Source organism: Sulfuracidifex tepidarius (genome assembly GCF_008326425.1).
In the GTDB taxonomy this organism is placed as follows: Archaea; Thermoproteota; Thermoprotei_A; order Sulfolobales; family Sulfolobaceae; genus Sulfuracidifex; species Sulfuracidifex tepidarius.
In genome coordinates this window covers 1,541,626-1,562,649 of record NZ_AP018929.1, presented here as the reverse complement: position 1 = coordinate 1,562,649, position 21,024 = coordinate 1,541,626, and the positions used below count along the sequence as shown (strand labels likewise).

The window sequence follows — 21,024 nt, the reverse complement described above, 5'->3', positions numbered from 1 at the left end:
AATGAAAGGTACTCCATCTTTCGGTAAAATGAATAGAGGAGCTTCACATATAAGATGCAGACGATGTGGAAGGAATTCGTATAACCCGCAAAAACATTACTGTTCAGCATGTGGTTTCGGAAAGAGCAAAAGAATAAGACGCTATAGTTGGCAGAACAAGAAGGTAAACGGCATAAGGTTAGTATAATGAGTTGGCATTGGCTTATAGAATGGCAGACCCCTTACGAGTTTCATGGTCATGAGATAAAGAGAGTCATAGCAGAGGAAAAGACGCAATATCAATCTGTCATGCTTGTAGAATTCACTAGGTTCGGCAAAGGTCTGATAATAGACGGTAAAGTGCAATCCACCATATATGATGAGCACGTTTACCATGAAAGCCTAGTTCATCCAATAGGCATCTCTTTGGATCCATCTCCAAAATCTGTTCTGATACTGGGAGGTGGAGAAGGAGCTACTCTTAGGGAAGCATTAAAGTATAACAGCGTAGAAAAAGCGGTCATGGTAGACTTAGACGAGAAAGTTATAGAATTCGCAAAGAACGAACTGAAAGAGTGGCACATGGGCTCATTTGATGACAATCGTACGGAACTCATCATAGGAGATGGTTTAGATTACATTAAGAAGACAAACCAAAAATTCGATCTAGTAATTTTAGATCTAACCGATCCACTAAAAGGATCAACGTCTTATAAACTCTATACGAAAGAGTTCTATGAAGATTTAAAGAAAGTCATGAACAAGCGCGGAGGGATAGTAACTCAGGCTACCTCTCCTTCCTTTTCCTTAGAAGTGTACTCCGCTATTTACACTACGTTGAAACAAGTGTTTTCCAAAGTTTCTGCTTCATATACTTATATAGCATCTTTTGATGGGCTTTGGGGGTTCGTTTACGCTTCAGACGATGCTGATCCTTCATCCCTTTCTAAGGCTGAAATAGAGAACAGAATCAAGTCGAGGATAAACTCTCCATTGAGGTGGTACGACTCGGATACCCACATTTCGTTGTTCTCCCTTCCTAAAAATATAAGGAAGAGTGTGGCAGAAAATACCAGAATCTCCACGGAAGCCGATCCTATATATGTTCCTGCATAAGGTTAATAATAAAAAGATTTGAGAAGATTTAATAGATGTGCCGGGGTGCCCGAGCGGTTTAAGGGGGTAGGCTCGAGACCTCCAGCGTTAGGAAAGCAAGCGACCTACTGCCTCTACGAGGCACACGGGTTCGAATCCCGTCCCCGGCGTTACATTTTTATTTACATCGCTCTTATTAATGATGGGCGGGGGTGCCCGAGTTAGGCCAAAGGGGATAGGTTCAGGCCCTATTGGCGAAGGCCTGCGTGGGTCCAAATCCCACCCCCCGCATGAAAATAATTGTATGTTGTTACTATTAATTTCCATTAGAATTTAGCAAAACTATCCATCCCTTCTAGGGATTTGAGCTACTTAGGTTATTAAGGTCACTTTTACGCCTTTACTTAGCGTAAAGCATTACCAAAACTCTTCATGAGTCAGAGGCAAAGTTTCCTAGGAAGATAATTTGATGGATGATGAGACAGACATTCGTTCCAAGACAAACGCGTTGATTGACCTACTAGACAAAATTACAATCAGTTAACAAGAATGCCATGAATTAAACTGAGGGATTTCTTATGAGTAAAGCCCACATAAGGATTCCACCTCGGGGCTCGTGGACAGTCATAGTTGACATGAGCCTCTAAGCATATAATCTCACAAAGGCGCTCATCCCTTCGACCTTTCTGTTAGTCTTTGACGCTAGCCTTATACCATGACTTGGATCAGTCTCGAAATTGAGGATCAGCGTTAATCGGTTTAGAGGAAAAGACATTTAAACGTCACTAAACATTTTTATGATGAGCGGGGGTTCCCGAGTCTGGTCAAAGGGGGCGGACTTAAGATCCCCTTATAAGAGATCCGCTGGCGAAGGCCTGCGTGGGTCCAAATCCCACCCCCCGCATGAAAATAATTGTATGTTGTTACTATTAATTTCCATTAGAATTTAGCAAAACTATCCATCCCTTCTAGGGATTTGAGCTACTTAGGTTATTAGAAATCTAGAGGAGTGCAAGGATGACAATCAGCTTAGAAATGAATTTATATTTGTTTTTTTAAAAATATATTATCTATTTTCTAGATATCGTTGAAGGCAAACTTCTTAAATACCAACACGCTCTTTCTCCAAAAATCTTAATTGTGAGTTGCATTCATCATATCAGGTGAAAAGTTATGGTTAAGCACTCTAAGGGTTACAGGACTAGGACTAGGAAGCTCCTAAAGAAGAATATAAAGGAAAAGGGATCTATACCACCTCTCAGCAAAATAATGAAGAAATATACCGAGGGTGAATATGTTTCTATAAAGATAAATCCCTCTTTCCACTACGGTATGCCCCATCGTAGATATCATGGGAAAGTAGGGGTAATAGCTGGCAAACGTGGTAGGGCATATGAAGTGAAAGTGAATCTAGGTGACAAAGAGAAACTAATAATTGTGAGACCCGAACACCTCGAAACTTTCAAGGGAGTTATGAAGAATTGAGGAGGTGCGTTTTTTGTCTTCTCACATATTAGAGGAGCACTTTATTCCATATTCTGTAGCTAAAAAGTTGCTTTCTCAAGCACTGGAAAATATGCAGGAACCTTCTAACCTTCTTCAAAGAACTGTTAGTTATCTTTCTCATGTTGAAAAATGTGAAGCAGAAGAAGCGGAGGCCTTGGTTAATGAACTTAGTGAAGTCGTTAGTAGGGAAGATTTGAGGGCTATGATAGCAAGTATATGTCCGCTGTCAACGGACGAAGTACGAAGCATTTTATCTATCGATAGTTCAAAGACTTACACCACGGAACAAGTGGAGAAAATCATAGAGTTAGTTAAGAAGCATTTGAAGAGTTGAGTTTTTACTTTTAAAATTCATTTCTGTAATTGGGTACTTAAATTGCAGAGAAGAAGGTATCACAAGGAGGGTCCTAAGGACGTTATAGTATATGTGTTAGACTACATGAGAGAAGGAAATCCTCTTGATAAACATAAATTTCACTCAAATAAGCCTATAATACAAGCAGTAGGAAGGGACTTCTTTACGCTTTCTGAAATCCTAGTTCAGGATATTAGCAAGGAAATTCAGATAGAGCAGATGATAGATTTGAGGGAAGACAACGGAGTTCTATTCGACCTAAATATAAGTTATGACGACTTAACTACAGTAGCTAGGGACTCGTTGAAGAGAGTGTTGCCCACCATACTAACTGACAAGGAACAGGAAATAGTCACGTTCTTCAATAACGCGGGGCCTTTAACATTGAGGTTACATTCACTTGAATTGATACCCTCTATAGGTAAGAAAACGTTAAGGACTTTCCTAGAGGAACGAAAGAGAAAACCGTTTGAGAGCTATAAAGACATAGAAGATAGAACCGGGATCAAAGACGTCAAAGGGTTGCTAGTTGAGAGGATAATAAAAGAAATGCAGGGTGAAGAGAAATACTATTTATTCGTATATCCGTTTGCGATTCCTTCAGATGAGAATAAAAGGAACCCAGAGCAACAAGTGAAATACGTGGGATATATTGAAAAGAGAGTAAGGTAAGGGAAATAAAGGATTCGCAAGTATTTCTCTCTTCAGAGTATTTCATGAGAAAATTCACTTCTTATATTTCTAACGCGCGCCCATTGTTGGAAGTCGGGTGCGGTGATGGAAGGATCTCAAGGCTGATTAATCCAGACATCTGCCTGGAGATAGATGAGAGGTTTATACAAGATCTGAAGAACAACAACCTTGTTATTGCAGATGCTAGGGACGTTCCTGTTAGAAGGGGAGAAATAGTGGCTTCGCTTCCTTACTATATAAGCAGAGACTTTCTCCTTGAGATCTCATCTTTGGAGTTCCAGAGGGCTGTGATGATACTTCAGAAGGACTTTGCAGACAAGTTGATCAACTACACGAATAGCATTTCACTAATTTCTAACTACTACTTTGTCATAGAAGAAAAGGAGGTAATTCCTCCCAATGCCTTCACGCCCGCACCGAGGGTGTACTCAGTAATCACAGTGTTCACCAGGGTAAGGAAGAATGACGATGAAGTCACTAGGATCTTGAATTGCGTTGGTAGGTTCAGGAATAAAACATTAAGGAAAGCATCATCTTTATGCAATAAAACGTCAACTTCAGAACTTCACGTAAGGGAATTTAAGCCATGGCAGGTAGAAGAATTATTGAATTTAATAAGATAAGACTGTGTCTTGACGACCAAGTTTACGAACCTGCAGAGGACACGGAACTCATTCTCAGTTTGATCCAAGTGGAGAAAGGAGAGAAAGTTATTGAGATCGGTTCAGGAACAGGAATTCTATCTATATTTGCTGCTAAAAGTGGAGGTAAGGTAATTGCAGTAGATGTAAATCCTTTCGCTGCTGAGTCTACTCTTTGTTCTGCAGGGCTTAATAATGTCGATATAGACGTAATCAACGGAGACATGTTTTCTCCTTTAAGAGAAGGCAAATTCGACGTCGCTATCTTCAATCCTCCGTACTTACCTTTTGAGGAATACGATACTTGGATCCAATTCAGCTGGTCTGGAGGCAAGAGTGGAGCAGAGCCCTTACTCAGATTCCTTGAAATAGATGCATCTAGACTTTATATAATTTTTTCGTCTTTGTCTGACGAAGATTTGATTATGTCTAAGATCAAGGAGAGAGGTCTCAGGGTTAAATCTAAACGTGAAAAACAAATAGGTTTGGAGACACTTTACGGTTTAGAGCTTGTGAAATGCTGAGAATAGTGGTTGTAGAACCAGAAGGAGACTATAATTTAGGGTTTATAGCAAGGCTTTGCAAGAACTTTGAGGTTGATGAACTAGTCCTGGTTAACCCGTTAGCAAGCGTTGAGAACGCTAAACCGTTTGCAGCTAAAGGGGTAGACTACCTAGAAAGGAAAACGAGAATAGTCAATTCCTATGACGAAGCATTGAAAGACTTAGATCTTCGAATAGCAACGTCTAGTATTGCAGATACTGAGAAAGACATGCTAAGAAGATCTGTGAAGCCATGGGAGATACATGACTTTCTATCAAATATTAAAAATACAGCGATTATATTTGGTAGAGAAAGTGTAGGTCTAACTAGGGACGAAATTATGAAAGCTGATATGCTTCTCCACATACCTGCAAACCCAGATTACCCTGTTCTTAATCTCTCTCATGCAGTAGGAATTGTGCTATATGAGATCTACAACCATGGGAAAAGGGAATCTGTATCTGTAGTAAATGGTAAATATATACGACTTATTGACAGATACGTCAGGACAATCTATGAGCTTATAAAGCCTTCGGATGAAAGCACAGAAATGTACGTTGCAATGAAAAGGACACTAGTGGGAGGTATAAGGGATAATGATCAAGCTAGAGCAGTGGTCCATTTTCTGAGAAAACTTTATGTTACCCTAGTGTATAGTGGTGAGGATAAATAGGGGAATGAAATGTCTTCGAAGGGAACAGCAGTTAAAGATAAATGGAAAATGAAGAAATGGTTCACTATAATAGCTCCTAAAATGTTCGGAGAAGTACCTTTAGGATCAACACCTGCCACAGAAGCAGGATATGTGCCGAAAAGGAAAGTGGAGACTACTCTCTATGATCTTACTGGAGACTTCAGCTTAGTTCACATTCACGTCTACTTCCAAGCTGCAACTGTGAACGGAGATAAGGTCTTTTCCAGATTTTATGGGCATGAGTTATCCAGGGACTATACTAGGTCTTTAATAAGGAGAAAAAGCTCCAAGGTTAACGCTATAGTAGATGTAACGACAAAGGACGGATATCAGATGAGGATTAAGGGTCTTGCGTTGACTACATATAAGTGTCATCGTTCTCAGATGAGTGCAATAAGGAAAATAATGGCTGACTTAATAGTAAAGGAGGCCTCTGAGATGACCTTCGATGATCTGGTTCAGTCTGTGGTGTTTGGTAAGATGGCTAACGATCTATTCGACGCATGCAAGAAAATATATCCGTTAAGGAAAGTAGAAATTGAGAAAACGAAACTCCTTAAAGTTCCTGATAAACAATCTTTGGTAAATGAAAGCAGTATTGCTAGCAGCGGGTAAAGGTGAAAGGCTACACCCCATAACAGAAACTAGGCCAAAGCCACTAGTCCCTATTTTAGATAAGCCTCTTCTTCTTTGGCACGTTGAAAACCTTCAACGTGTTGCAGACGAATTGTATGTTGTAGTGAGAAGTCAGGATAAAGAGATGGTATCTTCACTTCTAAATGGCTATAATGTTCACGTCATAGAGCAAAAAGACGGTATAGGAGGTACAGCTACGGCCTTTTCATCCCTTCCCACAATGGAAGATTTCATTCTCGTTTACGGAGACGTTTTTTATAATCCTTCATTATTACAAAAATTAGCTAATTTCGATAATGCTATAGTCGGGAAGGAAGTAAATAATCCAAGCGAATTCGGAGTTCTTTCAATTAATGATAGTTTTCTATTATCGATAATTGAGAAGCCAGAAAACCCTCCATCTAGATTAATAAATGCTGGCATTTATAAACTATCTAAACAGATATTTTACTATGTCGATAAAATATCTCCATCGTCCAGAGGAGAGATGGAGTTTACCGATGTGGTCAACACTGCGGTGAAGGATGGTCTTAAGATGGAGGTGATCAAGTACGACGATTTCTGGATAGATATAGGAAAACCCTGGCATGTTATAGAAGCAAACCGTCTTGCACTTGAGAGAATAGAAACCAGAATTGATGGAGAGATAGAAAACAACGTTATAATAAAAGGTAAGGTCGTAATAGAGAAAGGAGCTGTAGTGAAATCAGGAACATACATTGAAGGTCCTGTATACATAGGGAAAAACTCAGTTATAGGACCGCATTCTTACCTTAGAGAAGGAACAGTTATGGGCAGCGGCACAAAAGCTGGGGCTTCCGTCGAAATAAAGGGGTCTGTAATAATGGAAGGAACTAAGGTACCTCACCTAAGCTACGTTGGAGACAGCGTAATCTGTGAAGATGTGAATCTGGGAGCAGGAACCTTAATAGCAAATCTAAGATTTGATGAGAATGACGTTAAAATGAGTATAAAAGGAAAGATGGAAACTTCAGGCAGAAAGAAACTGGGTACTATAATAGGCGGTCACGCTAGAACTGGCATAAACGTAACTATCCTCCCTGGAGTAAAAATAGGATCTTACGCTAGAATTTATCCTGGTGCAATTGTGAACAGGGACGTTCAGAAAGGAGAGTTCTTCAAGCCTTGGCCATAGTTGAAACTATTTTCATTACATCGTTCATCTTTAGCTTGTAATCTTCGCTTACTCTCATTTTCTTTCTGGCATCTATTGCAAATAAGAACCCCTTAGCTAGGTCACTGTGGATCTCTCCTGCTAAATCGCGTGGCGTAGATCCATCCTTAATCAAGAGTGCATCAGGTAAGATGTTTCCGTTCTTGTCTGTAAGTTTCCTTTCGTCCTCCACTGGATAAACCAAAATCATCTTCAGAGCAATGAAAACTGCAGCGTTTATGGAATCCTGAACACCAGTGCTACCGTAGGGATCCATTACCTTATTTTTTATGAACTCTAGTGCTTCTTTCTGCTTTTGAGTTATATTTCCAATTATTTCAAAGTCCTTCTCTCCTGGTATATATTTTATTACACCGTTTTTTGATGCTTTCCTCAATGCTAATTCTGAGTTGGCGCTGACTGGAATTACCAACTCATGTTTTTCTTTTAGCTTAGAAATGTTTTCCTTTGCAATAGGAATATCTGCCTTGTTTGCAGCAATTACTATAGGTTTCGAAATAAGCCTTAAGGTCTTGCTGAACCTCCTTATATCCTCATCTGACCACTGCATTAACTTGAGGTTCTCTAGATTAGCCTTTTTCAAAGTTTCAATTATTTGTAATTTATTTATAGAAAGACCTGAAAGTTTAGATAGAAGTGAGTCAACGTAATCCTTTCCCGACAAATCCGCTGTTCTAGCGAACTTGTTCCAGTCCTTGTTAACTATTGAAAAGAACCATTCATCCAGTTCGTTTTCTATAAATAATATGTCGTCTTCTGGGTTTCTAGAACCTGGTTCTACTGGAGAGCCTTCTTCACTTGTGGAACCACTAGCGTCTATGACGTGGATTAGAACGTCAGCCTTCCTCAAATCGTCAAGGAATTTATTCCCTAGGCCTCTTCCTTCATGAGCTCCAGGAATTAGTCCTGCAACGTCTACGATTTTAACTGGAACAAATCTGAAGTCATCTATACAAATAGAATTTCTTGGATTACACTTAACCCCGAATTCCATGTGGACGCATTTAGATTTAACGTATCCCATTCCCACGTTAGGATCGATAGTTACGAACGGCCTATTGGCAATTTCTACATCTACCATTGTTGATGCAGAGAAGAAAGTACTCTTACCTACGTTGGTTTTCCCGACTAATCCAATGGTTATCATTAAAGACTCAGATAGAGGACACCTTTATTAATTAGATGTGGTGAAGTTGCTAGGTAGAGGAAGATGGTTTCATCGTTTTACAGTTTCATAGAGAACACATGGCAAGGAGAGAGCTGGCAAAAAGACGTTGTGAAGAAAAGGCTTATAGAATGGAGAAGACAACCCTCGATTCTAAGGATAGACCATCCTACCAGGCTTAATAGAGCTAGGTCACTAGGGTATAAAGCAAAACAAGGCTTTGTAGCAGTTAGAGTTAAGGTCAGAAGGGGAGGATCGAACAAAATTAGACCAAATTCTGGAAGAAGGCCTAAGAGAATGGGTGTTTATGGATATTCTCCTTCCAAAGGATATAGGTGGATAGCCGAAGAGAAAGTAGCTAGAAAGTATCCTAACCTTGAGATCCTAGGAAGCTATCTTGTAGCTAAAGACGCTCTTTATAAGTATTACGAGGTAATAGCTGTAGATCCAGATCATCCAGTGATAAAGGCAGATCCTAATCTATCATGGCTCCAGAATCCCGCAAACAGAGGGAGGGTGTTTAGAGGTTTAACCTCAGCGGGTAAGAAAGCTAGAGGTTTGAGGAAAACAAGAGGAATAAGAGGTACAGTGAATTATAAGTGGAAGAGAAAGCAGGAAGAACGTGAAGAAAGAAAGGGACATGAGGGTAGCAAATTCAACAGAATACAGAGATACAAGATACCTGGAAAGTGAGGAAATGAAAATATCTTCACTAACGATATCAGTTTTCTGTCATGAAACTGAGGATCTAGATAAAATAAAAACTTCAATAGAAGATCTTTTTCCGTCAGTGAAAGAAGCAGATGTGAGGTTAGAGAAGGTAAAAGGCCATTTTGGAAACTACATTACCCTTTTGGAATACAAATTTGGAAAATCCTCAGCTAGTACGATATTCGAAGAGATTGTAAGTAAAATTTCTTCTACAGACATGATAGTTATAGTAACAACTTTGTCGACAAGGATGGATAAGTCCAAACTTTACTTGCGTTTCGATAAACAGTACCTCGTAGGGAGAAAGGAGATTACTCTTAAAGAAGGGAATGACGTTGTGAGGGTCATAGTCTCTTTCAATGAACCGTTTAAAGAGGTAACCAAAGAGTTGAAGCAAATTGCTAGCAATAGAGCCTTACATAAGGAGACAGGAACTGCTAAGTTATCTTAAAATTGCAGGGTATAACGCTGGTATAGTCGAAGAAAGAGGTAAAAATATACCTGATCATGTTAAAAGAAGATATACATTAATGAAGAATGATATAAAAAATTTTAGAAATATTTTGAAGAGGGATAAAAACATAATTTTGTTCTCTAAACCACATGATATAGATACGTTAAGATTTTCCATCTTAGAATCTGATATAAAAGCGATTAGCATAGATGACAGTAATATAAGAATTTTTAGAAAGGCCATGCTTAATTTAATAAATATTAATAATAAAATTTTAGAAATATCGTTGAAGTCCAGCTCATTTGTCATAAACAGAGCAATCTCTTGGGGATATAGATGGAGCTTTCCAATGATTTTCTCTTCATATGCAAACGAGTTCAACGAACTTTGGCCAGTTCTATCTAAAATAGATTATCTTATACTTCATGGAGCTTCTGAGACTATGGCTTACAGATGGGTTTTAATTGAGCCATTTAAACTGTTCTTGAAGGATGAATGATACAGACGATTTTAGACATAGCTTTTACTATCTGGCTACTGTCAATCACAGTTTTAATCTTAAAATTTAGGAATAATAGAAGATACACGTTCGAAATGGTAAACATTCCAAACGGCAAAGAATTGGTTAAAGCTAAGAGATATATTGTTTTCAATATCGTGATTGAAGGTGAGCCTATATCATCTGGTGATATAGAGCAGGCGGTAAGATCATCACTGAAGGATTTATTAGGTAATGTTTGGTTAGATATTGCTAACCCACGAGTCATCTTCTTTTCGATTAATAAAAGAGAAGGAATAATCTCCACTACTAGAACTGGATACAAGGCAGTTATTGCAAGCCTTCCTTTAATAAAAAGGATAGGAGAATCAAAAGTTCTATTAATCCCTACAAAGACTACGGGAAGTTTAAAAAAGGCGAAATATATCATTGGGATTAAGTGATGACACCGCTCCAGACTGCAGAATGATGACCTCTGCGACGATCTGACCCCGTCAAATTTATGTAAGTACTAAATCAGAATCTTTGGTGAGTGCTCTCTGAACAAGATTTTTAAAAAGCGGACTTATATTAGAACTCGGTGTTAATGGTTTGGCTTTAGGCCCAGCAGCAATGGGATATGATAGAGCTATAACAATATTCTCTCCAGACGGATCTCTTTACCAAGTCGATTACGCCTTTGGGGCTGTAAAGAAAGGTTGGACTACTTTAGGAATAAAGACAAATAGTGGAGTTGTTATAGCTAGTGAGAAAAAAAAGGAGTCGAGACTACTGGATTTAGACAACATAGAGAAGGTTTTCATCATTGATGATCATATAGGCTGTAGCTTCGCTGGATTAGCTTCGGATGGGAGAATACTCATAGACTATGCAAGGACCAACGCGTTACAGCATAGGCTAGTCTATGATGAACCGATAAGCGTAGCGTATTTAACTAAATTAATATCAGACGTTAAACAAGCATATACTCAGCATGGAGGAGTGAGGCCTTTCGGTGTTGCACTTCTGATTGCAGGCATAGATAAGACTGTTCCAAAACTCTATTTAACCGAACCAAGTGGTCAATTTACTCCTTATCAAGCTATAGCTATAGGCCAAGGAGATGCAGCTGCAACTGAATATCTAGAGAAAAATTACAAGCCAGATTTAAACCTTGAGGACTCGGTGATCTTAGCACTCAGGGCTTTACAAGTAGTTCAGAAGCCAGGAGAGAAGCTAACACCAAATACAGTAGAGTTGGGTATAGCTTCTGCAGATACAGGGACTTTTAGGAAGAGTAGTTTCGAGGAAAGACAATCATACATCCAGAAGCTTGGGTGATAAACATTTATGACAAAAGAGAACCTTGTAACGGTGAGATATGAATCTCACGGTGAGAAATTCGAAATTTTGGTTAAACCAAAAGAAGCTTTTGATTTTCGTAACGGAAAATCTATAAGTATTTCTGATATAGTAGTTTCTGATACAGTTTATAAAGATATTAAGAAAGGTCAGAAAGCTTCTCCTTCTTCTCTCAAGAAAGTGTTTGGAACGTTAGACTACGATACTATTATAAAGGAAATACTGCGTAAAGGGGAAATTCCAGTTACATCAGAACAAAGAAAGGAGCTTTTAGAGACAAAGAGGAAACAAGTGATAGACTTCATCCATAGGAACGCAGTCGATCCAAAGACTGGATTGCCTATCCCTCCAAATAGAATAGAAGCCGCAATGGAGCAAGCTAAGGTACATATAGACATGGATAAAGAGATTGAAGCTCAAGCAATGCAAATAGTTAAAGAGATAACTAAGGTAATTCCTATAAAGATTGCTAGAGCATTGCTTCAAATTAGCGTTCCTTCTCAGTATGGCGCTAAGGTGAAGTCCTCTCTTTCATCTTTAGGCGACGTAAAGAAGACACAATGGTTAGGAGATGGTACTCTTATAGCTGAACTAGAGATACCTGCAGGGGCGCAACAGGAAGTTATTGATAAGTTGAATTCTTTAACCAAAGGAGATGTAGAAGTAAAAGTGCTACAATTTAGGTGAAAGGATTTGAGCCAACAGAAAATTCTAGTAGAAAGCAGGTCTATAGTTGTTCCAGGGGACGTCATAGCTGAGGGGGACTTCAGGTTAAGCTGGTCTCCTTATTTTCTGAAAGTAGGAGAGAAGTTCATTTCTACAGTAGTAGGCATGGTGAACGTCAAAGAGAACTCTTTTGAGGTAATTCCATTAGAAGGATCTTTTTACTATCCAAAGGTAGGTGACATAGTAATAGCCCTAGTGAAAGATATAGAGCCATATGGTTGGACGACCGATATAAAGGCGCCATATTCGGCTTATCTTCCAGCTTCTTCTCTTCTAGGTCGCCCAGTTAATTCAGGAGAGGAGATAAGGAAATTCATGGATGTAGGAGACTATGTGATAGCTAAGGTAGAAGAATTCGATAGAACTACTGATCCAATTCTCTCGGTTAAGGGTGGAAAGGAATTGGGAAGGATAAATTCAGGGATAGTAATTGACTTCATGCCTAATAAAGTAGCCAGAATTATAGGCAAGGGTCGCAATATGATTGATACTTTGTCATCCGAAACCGGTTGTAACATTTTCGTGACACAAAACGGTAGACTTCTCGCTAAATGTCCCTCGAAAGTATCCGAAGAGTTGTTGATCTTTGCGATTAGAACAATAGAGGCAGAGTCACATATTAAAGGTCTTACAGATAAGATAAAGCAATTAATACGAGAAAAGGCAGGTGGTATGAGTGCTTCAAATGCAGAAACCAAAGTTAATTCTTGAGGACGGAAGACGAACTGACGGAAGGAAATTTGATGAAATGAGACCCGTATCTATAGAGCTAGGCGTTTTAAAGAACGCTGATGGTTCTGCGATAGTTCAAATGGGGAATACGAAGATAATAGCTGCAGTTTTCGGTCCGCGCGAGATGCATCCAAGGCATCTCGCACTCCCAGATAGGGCTGTCCTCAGAGTTAGATATCATATGACCCCGTTTTCTACAGATGAAAGGAAGAATCCTGCTCCTAGCAGGAGAGAAATTGAATTATCTAAGGTAATAAGGGAATCACTAGAAGCGTCCATTTTAGTTGAGCAATTTCCAAGGTCAGTTATAGATGTTTTCGCTGAGGTTCTACAAGCTGACGCTGGTACCCGACTAGTTGCTTTGATGGCTTCGTCTCTTGCAGTTGCGGATGCTGGAATACCCGTTAAAGACATTATAGCAGGTGTAGCTGTAGGAAAGGCTGACGGCCAGTTAGTTCTAGACTTAAATGAACCCGAGGACATGTGGGGAGAAGCAGACATGCCTGTAGCTATGATGCCGTCTTTAGGTCAGATAACCCTACTTCAGATCAACGGGAATATGACTCCGTCAGAGTTTAAGAGCGGATTAGATCTCGCTATAAAAGGAATAAATCAGATTTATGAAATGGAGAAAAATGCGCTGAGGAGCAGGTTCTCAGAGTATAAGGAAGAAGGTGAATGAAATGTCAATAACTCCTTCAAATCAGAACATAATACCTGCAATAAAGAGAGAATCAATCTTAAACATATTGGAGCATGGAAGCAGAACTGACGGAAGGAAACTAGGAGATTATAGGAACATCCAAGCTTCATTAGGATATGCTAAGAAGGCTGATGGGTCATGCCTCCTTAAATTGGGGGAAACGATGGTTCTAGCAGGAGTCAAGCTAGAAACAGAAGAACCGTTCCAAGATACACCCAATCAAGGTAATCTGGTAGTTAATGTAGAACTTCTTCCATTAGCATATGAAACCTTCGAACCAGGTCCTCCAGATGAAAATGCAATAGAGTTAGCTAGAGTTGTTGATAGAAGTTTGAGAGACTCCAAGGCTGTGGATCTAACGAGGTTGGTTTTAGTCCCTGGTAAACAGATATGGACAGCCTGGGTCGATATATACATCCTTAATTATAGCGGTAATGTCTTAGATGCTAGTACTTTAGCTTCTATCTGTGCACTTTATGATACGAAACTACCTTCAATAATACAAGGCGATAACGGGATATCGATAAATAAGGAAGAGAAAAACGAGAAGTTTCCGCTCAATTATCCAGTAGTTTCAGTGACAGTTGCCAAAATAGGCAAGTTCCTTGTTGTAGATCCTAACTTGGAGGAGGAAAGCATAGCTGATGCAAAGATATCTATCTCTTATACTCCTGATTTCAGGATAGTCGGAATGCAGAAAAGCGGAAATGGAACCTTTTCGGTTGATGAAATTAATAATGCAGAAAATATGGCTAGATCAACGGCCGAAAAGCTATTCGGAGAACTTAAAAACCTATTAGGAATAGACTTTGGTGAGATGAAACATGGGTAAGGATAGTAGGATAGCGGGAAGGTTTGGTCCCAAGTATGGGGCGAGCTTGAGGAAATCTTGGAATGCCATAATGGAGAAGAGGTATGAAGACCATCAATGCCCTTACTGTAAGACTACCGGAAGCGTAAAGAGAGTTGCATCAGGAATTTGGATTTGCAAGAAATGCGGTACCAAATGGGCTGGTCTTGCATACACACCGTATTAAACTAATTTTTACTACCTCCAGGGACGCAGGGAGTAGAGTCAGGTCTTTAGAGAACTATTTGTCTTTGATATTCCCTGATTCAATAAAACTAAACAGGGGAAGGTCAAGTTTAGAGTCGATAATGCGAACTTCTCAACGCCTAGGTGCCAACTTTCTTTGCATAATAGAGAGCAAGATGGGAAACCCATCCGCATTGAAACTTTTTTCCTTAGATAATTTTGAGTTGAAGTACTTTTTTGATATCGCCGGGCTTTCTCTTCTATCAGATAGAAATGAAAGAAGTCCTCATTACAATTACCGAGGTGTATGCATAGATAGCATAGAAGACGGATGTGAACGTGTAAAATGGTTTATGATAGATATGGGTGCTTCTGTATTATGTGAAAGCGCATCTGTCAAAGTAAAGGTACATAAAGAGGATGACGATTGTATAGTAAGATTTAATGAAGACGAATCCAAGACGATAATGAGTTTGACACTAAGGTAGAGTGATTATGGGACCAAGGATTGAAATTTCTTTGAGGCAGATAGATCCAAATATGGCAGAACTCTTGTATAAGGCGATCAATCAAGAAGAAATCGATAAAGGGCTGGTCGAATTATCATTGAACAAAGGCTTGACTATTAGGATAGACGCGGATACAATAACCCGGTCAAGAGCCATACTCAACTCTTATATACTATGGTTGTATACGATACTTCAGTCTTTAGAAGAGGTAGAAAAAAATGACAGAGAAATTACCCCCTGAACTGCAAACTCAGTTAGGAAAGTTTCAGCAATTAAAGGATCAATTAGATAAATTGCTACAGGAGAAAGCTGTAGTTGAGGGAGAATTGAAAGAGATTAATAAGGTGCTGGAAGAGCTATCGTCTTTGCCTGCTGACGCTACCTTATACAAGATAGTAGGAAACATTTTCGTAAAAACAGAGAAAGCTAAAGTTGAGTCTGAGCTGAACGACCGCAAGGATCTATTAGAATTAAGATCTAAGGCCTATCAAAAACAAGAAGGTCTACTTAGAAAGCAGCTGGAGGACCTTCAATCAAAGATAAATGATATGTTGTCAAGGTATTATCCTCAATCCGGTGGAGGAGTAACTAAAGCCTAACCTTTATATCTACTCTAAACCCTTAATTATTTTTAATGTTAAGAATTTACGTTGATGAGAGAGAAATTCAAAGTGGTATTCCTTCTTTACTTAAGGAGAAAGGCGTTATGGTAATACTGCAACAACTAACTGTAGGTGACTATGTAGTAGCAGACGGCGTAGCAGTTGAAAGAAAAGCCGCAATGGATCTCATAAATTCTATATTCGACAAAAGATTCTTCGACCAGATAAAGAGGCTGACCCAGACTTATCCTACGTCCTTCCTTCTAGTTGAAGGGAGTCTAGAAAGAGTAAAGCAAGTGACAGAAAAGTGGAAGGCCATAAACGGGGCTGTTGTATCTTCAATTATTGATTTCAAACTAAATGTTATTTATTCTGCATCAAAGGAAGAAACTGCTGAAATATTAATAAAGATAGCCAAGAAATTACAGGAGGAACAACTGAATTCTCGCAGCATTACTATCCATGATAAAAGGAAATTATCATCGTTAGAAGACTTTCAGGAATACGTATTAGAGTCATTTCCGAACGTAGGGAACAGTATGGCAAAGAAGATTATGGAAAGATTTAACTCGATAGAAGAAGTATGTAATGCTTCTATATCAGAGCTAGAGAAAGCCTTAGGGAGTAGAAAAAGAGCGGAAATGATGTACTCGATAATACATAAAAAATTTAAGAAAAATGGAGATAATCTAGGAGAAGACAATCAAAGTAAATCTTTGTTTGATTTCATGTGAAGACCTAACGGCAAAGTTGTTGATGATTTTTACCACTACATTTTAATATAAGACAACTTAAATCTACCCAGAAATTGTGGTGAGATGTTTTGCCACGTTATAAGACAGCAGACCAAGTCCTAGGCCTAATGAAGGATAGGACAAGGGTTAGGAATATAGGTATAATAGCTCACGTTGATCACGGGAAGACCACTACAAGCGACACTCTACTGGCGGCTTCGGGAATAATATCACCTAAGGTTGCAGGAGAAGCATTAGCGTTAGACTATCTAAGTGTAGAACAGCAGAGAGGGATTACGGTAAAAGCAGCTAACGTCAGCCTCTACCACGAGATGGACAATAAAGGCTACGTCATTAACCTGATTGATACCCCTGGACACGTAGACTTCAGCGGGAGGGTTACCAGGAGTCTCAGAGTACTAGATGGTTCAATAGTCGTAGTTGATGCAGTAGAAGGAGTTATGACCCAAACAGAAACAGTGCTCAGACAGAGTCTAGAGGAAAGAGTAAGACCAATACTCTTCGTCAATAAGATAGACAGGTTAATAAAAGAACTTAAGCTCGGAAAGGACGAAATGGTTCCAAAGCTAACTAGCATCATAGCAGAAGTAAATAACATGATAAGTAGCTACGCTGAACCAGAGTATAAGGAAAAGTGGACTGTGGATCCTGCTAAAGGAACAGTAGTTTTCGGTTCTGCAAAAGATAAATGGGGATTCTCCTTGCCAATGGCTCAGAAGAAAGGAGTTAATTTCAAGACTGTCTATGATGCCTACACAGCTCCTGATAAATCTAAACTGCAGGAACTAGCTTCGGTTTCTCCAATTCATGACGCTCTCTTGGATACTGTAATTCAATTCGTACCTAATCCAATAGAAGCCCAAAAGTACAGAATTCCCAAGATATGGAAAGGAGATTTAGATAACGAAATAGCTAAGGCAATGCTTAACGCTGATCCCAATGGTCCACTTGTGTTGATGATAACTGACATGAAGGTAGATCCTCACGCCGGTCTTGTAGCTACTGGAAGGGTATTTTCAGGAACTCTGAGATCTGGAGAGGAAGTTTGGTTAGTTAATGCCAAGAGTTCACAAAAGACACTGCAAGTAAGCCTTTATATGGGCTCAACTAGGGAGTTAGCTGAGGAGATTCCAGCAGGTAACATAGCTGGAGTATTGGGTCTGGATAAGGCTAGATCTGGAGAAACAGCTATAGATCCTCGCTTCAAGGACGTACAAGGTAGCTTCGAGACTCTCCACTATGTCTCAGAACCAGTCGTGACAATAGCCATAGAACCTAAGAACCCGAAGGACTTAACTAAGATGATTGATTCTCTCAGGAAGCTGAGTATAGAAGATCCAAATCTAGTAGTTAAGATAAATGAAGAAACTGGAGAGTATTTACTATCAGGAATGGGATTCCTTCATTTAGAAGTTTCACTTCAACTATTAAGAGAAAACTACGGAATAGATGTTCAGACTTCTCCGCCTATAGTAGTATATAGAGAAAGTATAAGGGAGCCTAGCAAGAGGATCTTCGAAGGTAAATCACCTAACAAGCATAACAAATTCTACATGAGTATAGCGCCTCTTAACGATAAGTCAGTAGAACTCATAGCTAATGGTACCATTAAGGAGGATATGGATCCGAAGGAGATGGCTAAAATACTGAAAGAGCAAGCCGACTGGGACTATGACGAAGCGAAGAAGATAATTGCTATTGATGAGAACGATAACGTATTCGTTGACATGACAAGCGGTGTTCAGCACCTCAGGGAAATTATGGATACTGTACTTCAGGGCTACAGACTAGCTATGAAAGAAGGTCCTCTAGCACGCGAGCCTATAAGAGGGACGAAGGTCATACTTCACGACGCTACTGTTCACGAAGACCCCGCGCACAGAGGTCCAGCTCAGTTGTTCCCGGCAGTGAGAAACGCAATATTTGCAGCTTTCCTTGACGCCAGACCTACATTGCTGGAGCCAATTCAAAAGCTTGATATAAGAGTTCCAATGGATCTTATAGGCAATGTGACTGGAGTCATAACGAGGAAGAGAGGTAAAGTCATTAACGTTGTAGATTCAGGAAGTGTAGCAAGGATAACTGCTGAAGTACCCGTATCTGAGTCCTATGAGATGGCAAGTGAGCTTAGAGGTGCGACAGGAGGAAAGGCTTTCTGGGGTACAGAGTTCAGCAGATGGGCTCCAGTACCAGATAGCTTGCTTCAAGACATAGTGCTAAAGATAAGAGAAAGGAAAGGTATGCCGAAGCAGATGCCTAAGATCGAAGATTTTCTGTCGTGAATTGAATTGTCAAGACCTTTCTCCGCTGCAAAAGCTGTGTTTTTTGATTATGATAATACATTAGTGGATTTTCAGTCCAGTTCTATCAAGGCTTTAGATAAAGTCTCAGCTGAGATTCGTGATTACCTTATAGATGAAGCGAAAGAAGATATTTCCTTAAGTAAAATAAAGCAAGTAGTTTTTGATACTTCAAATAAATTAGATGAAGAAGGTGTGGTGGACAGGAATACGTGGTGGTCTTCGTCTTTGGACGCTCTTGGAATAAAAGGAGTAGACAGATCGCAGTTTTATGATTGGACAAACCTTTATTGGTCTATAGCCTCTCAAAGTGAACCTTTCCCTGACGCACTTCAATTCTTAGACTATCTAGTAAACAAGAGATACGTGATAGGGATGATAACCAACAGTGATGGTGAAGGAGGTAACAAGAAGAAAAGGATAAGTAAATTTCCTCTTTATAATGTATTTAATGTTGTAATAATTGGAGGGGAAGATGGAATTAAACCTAAACCTAATATAGATCCTTTTATTATAGCTTGCGAAAAAGCCAGTCTATCTCCAGATAAATGTGTTATGATCGGAGACGATCCAGTTAAAGACTGTTTGGCTTCTAAGAAAGCAGGTTATAATGCGATTTTAGTAGACAGATCTAATAAGGTAAAGTTTCCAGAACTTTATGCAGATTTTGTAACATATAAACTTGTAGACTTAGAAGAACTCCTTTAGTGAGTTATAGATCTCATCAATATATATCTCAGAAATTTTCTCCTTTATTGAATCCAAATAAATTAGATATTCTCTCGCTAATCCGTATCCATTATCCTTTATTTTATCTATTCTTCCGAAGTCCTCAACATCAATAGCTTCTTTTGAACTGTTCTTTATTGCATAGAGCACAGGGAAAAGGCTAACCTTACCGTTTTCTTGAACTGAAGATGTGGTACCGATCATCTTTAAGATACCCCTGAAAACGTTTATGTTAGATTCTATTGCTCTAAGAAAATTCGTTAAATATGATTTCATTTCTGTGTTTATATATGTATATGTATCTTTGATGAAATTAGATATCTCATCTCTATCTAGGGTATTGACGTCTTCTGCATTGTTCAGCATTCTATTTATTAAAGAAGGTAAACTTTCAGTAACGTAAGAAAGTATGCCCTCATTTAGGACGTCATCTTCGCTGTGGTATACCGGATTGTTTCGGCTCTCTATCATTATTGAAGGTATTCCTGCTTTCACGAACGAGTAGCCATCGTTATATGGATCGAAACCTGGTTTACTGTTTTCGATGCTTTTAGTGAGCAAAGAGAGACCTGGAGTATATATTGTTTCTAGAGTACCTATGTCTATATTGTCTAGATTTATGTTCAAAACTGCCCTTTCAAGTTCACTTTCTCTCATTTTGGTAAACACGTGAGATCCATAAGACCAAGACCAGCTTGAAAAATGGGGAGATCCTGATTCCTCTGCTGTGAAGCTTAACAAGTGTCTTTCATACTTCCCTCGTTTAACTCCGAGTAAAGCGGCTATAGACGACATATTGTCACGAAAACCGTGGAACCAGTGGTCATGATGAGCAGAAATGTAGAAAGCTTTGTGATCATCCTGACCATTTAGTATTCCTTCTATTATTGTTCCAGTTGAATAAGGTGTGAAAGTAGTATCAACGTCCAAACACAATCTAGAGGATCTTCTGAACATATCGAAGAAGTTTCTCTTAACGTATACGACAGGCTTTGGAGGAGGCATACTAGGTCCTCGTTGTAACAACGGCGGAGTCTTTATTACAAATTTTCTTAATCTTTCATCAAGTGTAACAAAGAGTGCTTTGCAGTTCTCGTTTTTAAGACACCTCTCATAGACAAAGGGTATCTGAGATAACGTGCTCACTTCCTCAAACATGAAATCCTTATTCACAAGTCCCTCTTCATGGTAACTTGGAGAATAAGGTAAAATTACGTAAGAGCATTTTTCCGCTTCTTTTCCGTCCAATGAAATCTTTCCATCACGTATCTTCCAATTCATCACTCGTATTTCCTCAACTCTCACTTCATCTACAATTTCTTCCATTAAAGATATTATTTTATGACTTATCCTTTTTTCATCATCGGATCCCGCTACTACTTCACCGTAATTCGCTAAGGAATAAATATCGTTCTTGTTTAACAC

27 protein-coding genes and 3 tRNA genes are annotated in these 21,024 nt (G+C 39.2%); 28 read left to right on the top strand and 2 right to left on the bottom strand.

Annotated features, from left to right (window positions below; translation table 11 throughout):
- Position 1: 1 nt before the first annotated feature.
- The 13 genes from IC007_RS07960 to spn all read left to right on the top strand — a co-directional run bounded on the left by IC007_RS07960 (position 2) and on the right by spn (position 7,298).
- Positions 2-187 (top strand): 50S ribosomal protein L37e, encoded by a 186-nt coding sequence (locus IC007_RS07960; protein WP_084739562.1) that lies wholly within the window; start codon positions 2-4, stop codon positions 185-187.
- Entirely contained in the window at positions 184-1,095 is a 912-nt protein-coding gene (locus tag IC007_RS07955) for a spermine/spermidine synthase domain-containing protein (RefSeq protein WP_149528925.1), read from the top strand. Before IC007_RS07960 ends, IC007_RS07955 begins: the two co-directional genes overlap by 4 nt.
- 39 nt (positions 1,096-1,134) lie before the next feature.
- Positions 1,135-1,244: transfer RNA gene (locus tag IC007_RS07950), tRNA-Ser, on the top strand.
- Positions 1,245-1,280: 36 nt separating this feature from the next.
- Positions 1,281-1,365: transfer RNA gene (locus IC007_RS07945), tRNA-Leu, on the top strand.
- Positions 1,366-1,878: 513 nt separating this feature from the next.
- Positions 1,879-1,978, top strand: a tRNA-Leu gene (locus tag IC007_RS07940).
- Positions 1,979-2,247: 269 nt separating this feature from the next.
- Positions 2,248-2,559 carry a 50S ribosomal protein L21e gene (locus IC007_RS07935; RefSeq protein WP_054844924.1) on the top strand — a complete coding sequence of 104 codons (312 nt, stop codon included), beginning with the start codon at positions 2,248-2,250 and terminating at the stop codon, positions 2,557-2,559.
- A 13-nt stretch (positions 2,560-2,572) separates the two neighbouring features.
- Positions 2,573-2,914, top strand: a complete 342-nt coding sequence (locus IC007_RS07930; RefSeq protein WP_054845193.1) for an Rpb4 family DNA-directed RNA polymerase subunit — start codon at positions 2,573-2,575, stop codon at positions 2,912-2,914.
- Between the two features lie 42 nt (positions 2,915-2,956).
- The gene (locus IC007_RS07925; protein WP_054844925.1) at positions 2,957-3,607 is read left to right on the top strand and encodes a DUF655 domain-containing protein; all 651 of its coding nucleotides are present in this window, start codon (positions 2,957-2,959) and stop codon (positions 3,605-3,607) included.
- 44 nt (positions 3,608-3,651) lie between these two features.
- Positions 3,652-4,251, top strand: a complete 600-nt coding sequence (locus IC007_RS07920; protein WP_054844926.1) for a 16S ribosomal RNA methyltransferase A — start codon at positions 3,652-3,654, stop codon at positions 4,249-4,251.
- Positions 4,215-4,793, top strand: a complete 579-nt coding sequence (locus IC007_RS07915; RefSeq protein ID WP_054844927.1) for a HemK2/MTQ2 family protein methyltransferase — start codon at positions 4,215-4,217, stop codon at positions 4,791-4,793. Before IC007_RS07920 ends, IC007_RS07915 begins: the two co-directional genes overlap by 37 nt.
- Positions 4,787-5,485 carry a tRNA (cytidine-2'-O-)-methyltransferase TrmJ gene (gene trmJ, locus IC007_RS07910; protein WP_149528593.1) on the top strand — a complete coding sequence of 233 codons (699 nt, stop codon included), beginning with the start codon at positions 4,787-4,789 and terminating at the stop codon, positions 5,483-5,485. Before IC007_RS07915 ends, trmJ begins: the two co-directional genes overlap by 7 nt.
- Positions 5,486-5,494: 9 nt before the next feature.
- A complete protein-coding gene (locus tag IC007_RS07905; RefSeq protein ID WP_054844928.1) occupies positions 5,495-6,121 on the top strand; it encodes a 30S ribosomal protein S3ae in 627 nt (208 codons plus the stop codon).
- A complete protein-coding gene (spn, locus tag IC007_RS07900) occupies positions 6,093-7,298 on the top strand; it encodes a bifunctional sugar-1-phosphate nucleotidylyltransferase/acetyltransferase (RefSeq protein WP_054844929.1) in 1,206 nt (401 codons plus the stop codon). Before IC007_RS07905 ends, spn begins: the two co-directional genes overlap by 29 nt.
- Here spn and IC007_RS07895 read toward each other — a convergent pair.
- Positions 7,282-8,484, bottom strand: a complete 1,203-nt coding sequence (locus IC007_RS07895; protein ID WP_149528592.1) for a redox-regulated ATPase YchF — start codon at positions 8,482-8,484, stop codon at positions 7,282-7,284. The genes spn and IC007_RS07895 overlap by 17 nt on opposite strands.
- A gap of 63 nt (positions 8,485-8,547) precedes the next feature.
- On the opposite strand from IC007_RS07895, the gene IC007_RS07890 reads away from it, so the two are divergent.
- The 15 genes from IC007_RS07890 to IC007_RS07820 all read left to right on the top strand — a co-directional run bounded on the left by IC007_RS07890 (position 8,548) and on the right by IC007_RS07820 (position 19,578).
- Entirely contained in the window at positions 8,548-9,195 is a 648-nt protein-coding gene (locus tag IC007_RS07890) for a 50S ribosomal protein L15e (RefSeq protein ID WP_149528591.1), read from the top strand.
- A gap of 4 nt (positions 9,196-9,199) precedes the next feature.
- The gene (locus IC007_RS07885; protein ID WP_162204960.1) at positions 9,200-9,664 is read left to right on the top strand and encodes an RNA-binding domain-containing protein; all 465 of its coding nucleotides are present in this window, start codon (positions 9,200-9,202) and stop codon (positions 9,662-9,664) included.
- Entirely contained in the window at positions 9,612-10,166 is a 555-nt protein-coding gene (locus IC007_RS07880) for a hypothetical protein (RefSeq protein WP_054844931.1), read from the top strand. Before IC007_RS07885 ends, IC007_RS07880 begins: the two co-directional genes overlap by 53 nt.
- Positions 10,163-10,609, top strand: a complete 447-nt coding sequence (locus IC007_RS07875) for an Rpp14/Pop5 family protein (RefSeq protein ID WP_054844932.1) — start codon at positions 10,163-10,165, stop codon at positions 10,607-10,609. Before IC007_RS07880 ends, IC007_RS07875 begins: the two co-directional genes overlap by 4 nt.
- 148 nt (positions 10,610-10,757) lie before the next feature.
- The gene (gene psmA, locus IC007_RS07870) at positions 10,758-11,486 is read left to right on the top strand and encodes an archaeal proteasome endopeptidase complex subunit alpha (protein ID WP_054844933.1); all 729 of its coding nucleotides are present in this window, start codon (positions 10,758-10,760) and stop codon (positions 11,484-11,486) included.
- Positions 11,487-11,495: 9 nt separating this feature from the next.
- On the top strand, positions 11,496-12,194 hold the full coding sequence (locus tag IC007_RS07865; protein WP_054844934.1) for a ribosome assembly factor SBDS: 699 nt from the start codon (positions 11,496-11,498) through the stop codon (positions 12,192-12,194).
- 6 nt (positions 12,195-12,200) lie between these two features.
- Positions 12,201-12,944: an exosome complex RNA-binding protein Rrp4 gene (rrp4, locus tag IC007_RS07860; RefSeq protein ID WP_054844935.1), complete on the top strand. Its 744-nt coding sequence runs from the start codon at positions 12,201-12,203 to the stop codon at positions 12,942-12,944.
- On the top strand, positions 12,910-13,647 hold the full coding sequence (rrp41, locus tag IC007_RS07855) for an exosome complex exonuclease Rrp41 (RefSeq protein WP_149528590.1): 738 nt from the start codon (positions 12,910-12,912) through the stop codon (positions 13,645-13,647). The genes rrp4 and rrp41 overlap by 35 nt, the downstream gene beginning before the upstream one ends.
- 1 nt (position 13,648) lies before the next feature.
- Positions 13,649-14,500, top strand: a complete 852-nt coding sequence (gene rrp42, locus IC007_RS07850; protein ID WP_054844936.1) for an exosome complex protein Rrp42 — start codon at positions 13,649-13,651, stop codon at positions 14,498-14,500.
- Positions 14,493-14,705 (top strand): 50S ribosomal protein L37ae, encoded by a 213-nt coding sequence (locus IC007_RS07845; protein ID WP_054844937.1) that lies wholly within the window; start codon positions 14,493-14,495, stop codon positions 14,703-14,705. Before rrp42 ends, IC007_RS07845 begins: the two co-directional genes overlap by 8 nt.
- Before the next feature lie 494 nt (positions 14,706-15,199).
- On the top strand, positions 15,200-15,454 hold the full coding sequence (locus IC007_RS07840) for a KEOPS complex subunit Pcc1 (RefSeq protein ID WP_054844938.1): 255 nt from the start codon (positions 15,200-15,202) through the stop codon (positions 15,452-15,454).
- The gene (locus tag IC007_RS07835; protein ID WP_054844939.1) at positions 15,432-15,812 is read left to right on the top strand and encodes a prefoldin subunit beta; all 381 of its coding nucleotides are present in this window, start codon (positions 15,432-15,434) and stop codon (positions 15,810-15,812) included. The genes IC007_RS07840 and IC007_RS07835 overlap by 23 nt, the downstream gene beginning before the upstream one ends.
- A gap of 35 nt (positions 15,813-15,847) precedes the next feature.
- Complete coding sequence (gene xpf / locus IC007_RS07830) at positions 15,848-16,549, top strand: 3'-flap repair endonuclease Xpf (RefSeq protein WP_054844940.1); 702 nt, start codon at positions 15,848-15,850, stop codon at positions 16,547-16,549.
- An 89-nt stretch (positions 16,550-16,638) separates the two neighbouring features.
- Positions 16,639-18,852, top strand: coding sequence for an elongation factor EF-2 (locus tag IC007_RS07825; RefSeq protein ID WP_054844941.1), 2,214 nt, complete (start codon positions 16,639-16,641; stop codon positions 18,850-18,852).
- Positions 18,853-19,578, top strand: coding sequence for an HAD family hydrolase (locus IC007_RS07820; protein WP_054844942.1), 726 nt, complete (start codon positions 18,853-18,855; stop codon positions 19,576-19,578).
- On the opposite strand, the gene IC007_RS07815 is transcribed toward IC007_RS07820, so the two are convergent.
- The gene (locus IC007_RS07815) at positions 19,561-21,024 is read right to left on the bottom strand and encodes a M28 family peptidase (RefSeq protein ID WP_149528589.1); all 1,464 of its coding nucleotides are present in this window, start codon (positions 21,022-21,024) and stop codon (positions 19,561-19,563) included. The two genes, IC007_RS07820 and IC007_RS07815, sit on opposite strands and share 18 nt — an antisense overlap.

Coding starts and splice junctions, on each gene's coding strand:
- rrp42 (WP_054844936.1), top strand. CDS start 13,649: ATGTCAATAACTCCTTCAAATCAGAACATAATACCTGCAATAAAGAGA.
- IC007_RS07920 (WP_054844926.1), top strand. CDS start 3,652: ATGAGAAAATTCACTTCTTATATTTCTAACGCGCGCCCATTGTTGGAA.
- IC007_RS07845 (WP_054844937.1), top strand. CDS start 14,493: ATGGGTAAGGATAGTAGGATAGCGGGAAGGTTTGGTCCCAAGTATGGG.
- IC007_RS07915 (WP_054844927.1), top strand. CDS start 4,215: ATGGCAGGTAGAAGAATTATTGAATTTAATAAGATAAGACTGTGTCTT.
- IC007_RS07935 (WP_054844924.1), top strand. CDS start 2,248: ATGGTTAAGCACTCTAAGGGTTACAGGACTAGGACTAGGAAGCTCCTA.
- IC007_RS07875 (WP_054844932.1), top strand. CDS start 10,163: ATGATACAGACGATTTTAGACATAGCTTTTACTATCTGGCTACTGTCA.
- spn (WP_054844929.1), top strand. CDS start 6,093: ATGAAAGCAGTATTGCTAGCAGCGGGTAAAGGTGAAAGGCTACACCCC.
- IC007_RS07960 (WP_084739562.1), top strand. CDS start 2: ATGAAAGGTACTCCATCTTTCGGTAAAATGAATAGAGGAGCTTCACAT.
- IC007_RS07890 (WP_149528591.1), top strand. CDS start 8,548: ATGGTTTCATCGTTTTACAGTTTCATAGAGAACACATGGCAAGGAGAG.
- trmJ (WP_149528593.1), top strand. CDS start 4,787: ATGCTGAGAATAGTGGTTGTAGAACCAGAAGGAGACTATAATTTAGGG.
- IC007_RS07840 (WP_054844938.1), top strand. CDS start 15,200: ATGGGACCAAGGATTGAAATTTCTTTGAGGCAGATAGATCCAAATATG.
- IC007_RS07865 (WP_054844934.1), top strand. CDS start 11,496: ATGACAAAAGAGAACCTTGTAACGGTGAGATATGAATCTCACGGTGAG.
- IC007_RS07895 (WP_149528592.1), bottom strand. CDS start 8,484: ATGATAACCATTGGATTAGTCGGGAAAACCAACGTAGGTAAGAGTACT.
- IC007_RS07835 (WP_054844939.1), top strand. CDS start 15,432: ATGACAGAGAAATTACCCCCTGAACTGCAAACTCAGTTAGGAAAGTTT.
- xpf (WP_054844940.1), top strand. CDS start 15,848: ATGTTAAGAATTTACGTTGATGAGAGAGAAATTCAAAGTGGTATTCCT.
- IC007_RS07885 (WP_162204960.1), top strand. CDS start 9,200: ATGAAAATATCTTCACTAACGATATCAGTTTTCTGTCATGAAACTGAG.
- IC007_RS07905 (WP_054844928.1), top strand. CDS start 5,495: ATGTCTTCGAAGGGAACAGCAGTTAAAGATAAATGGAAAATGAAGAAA.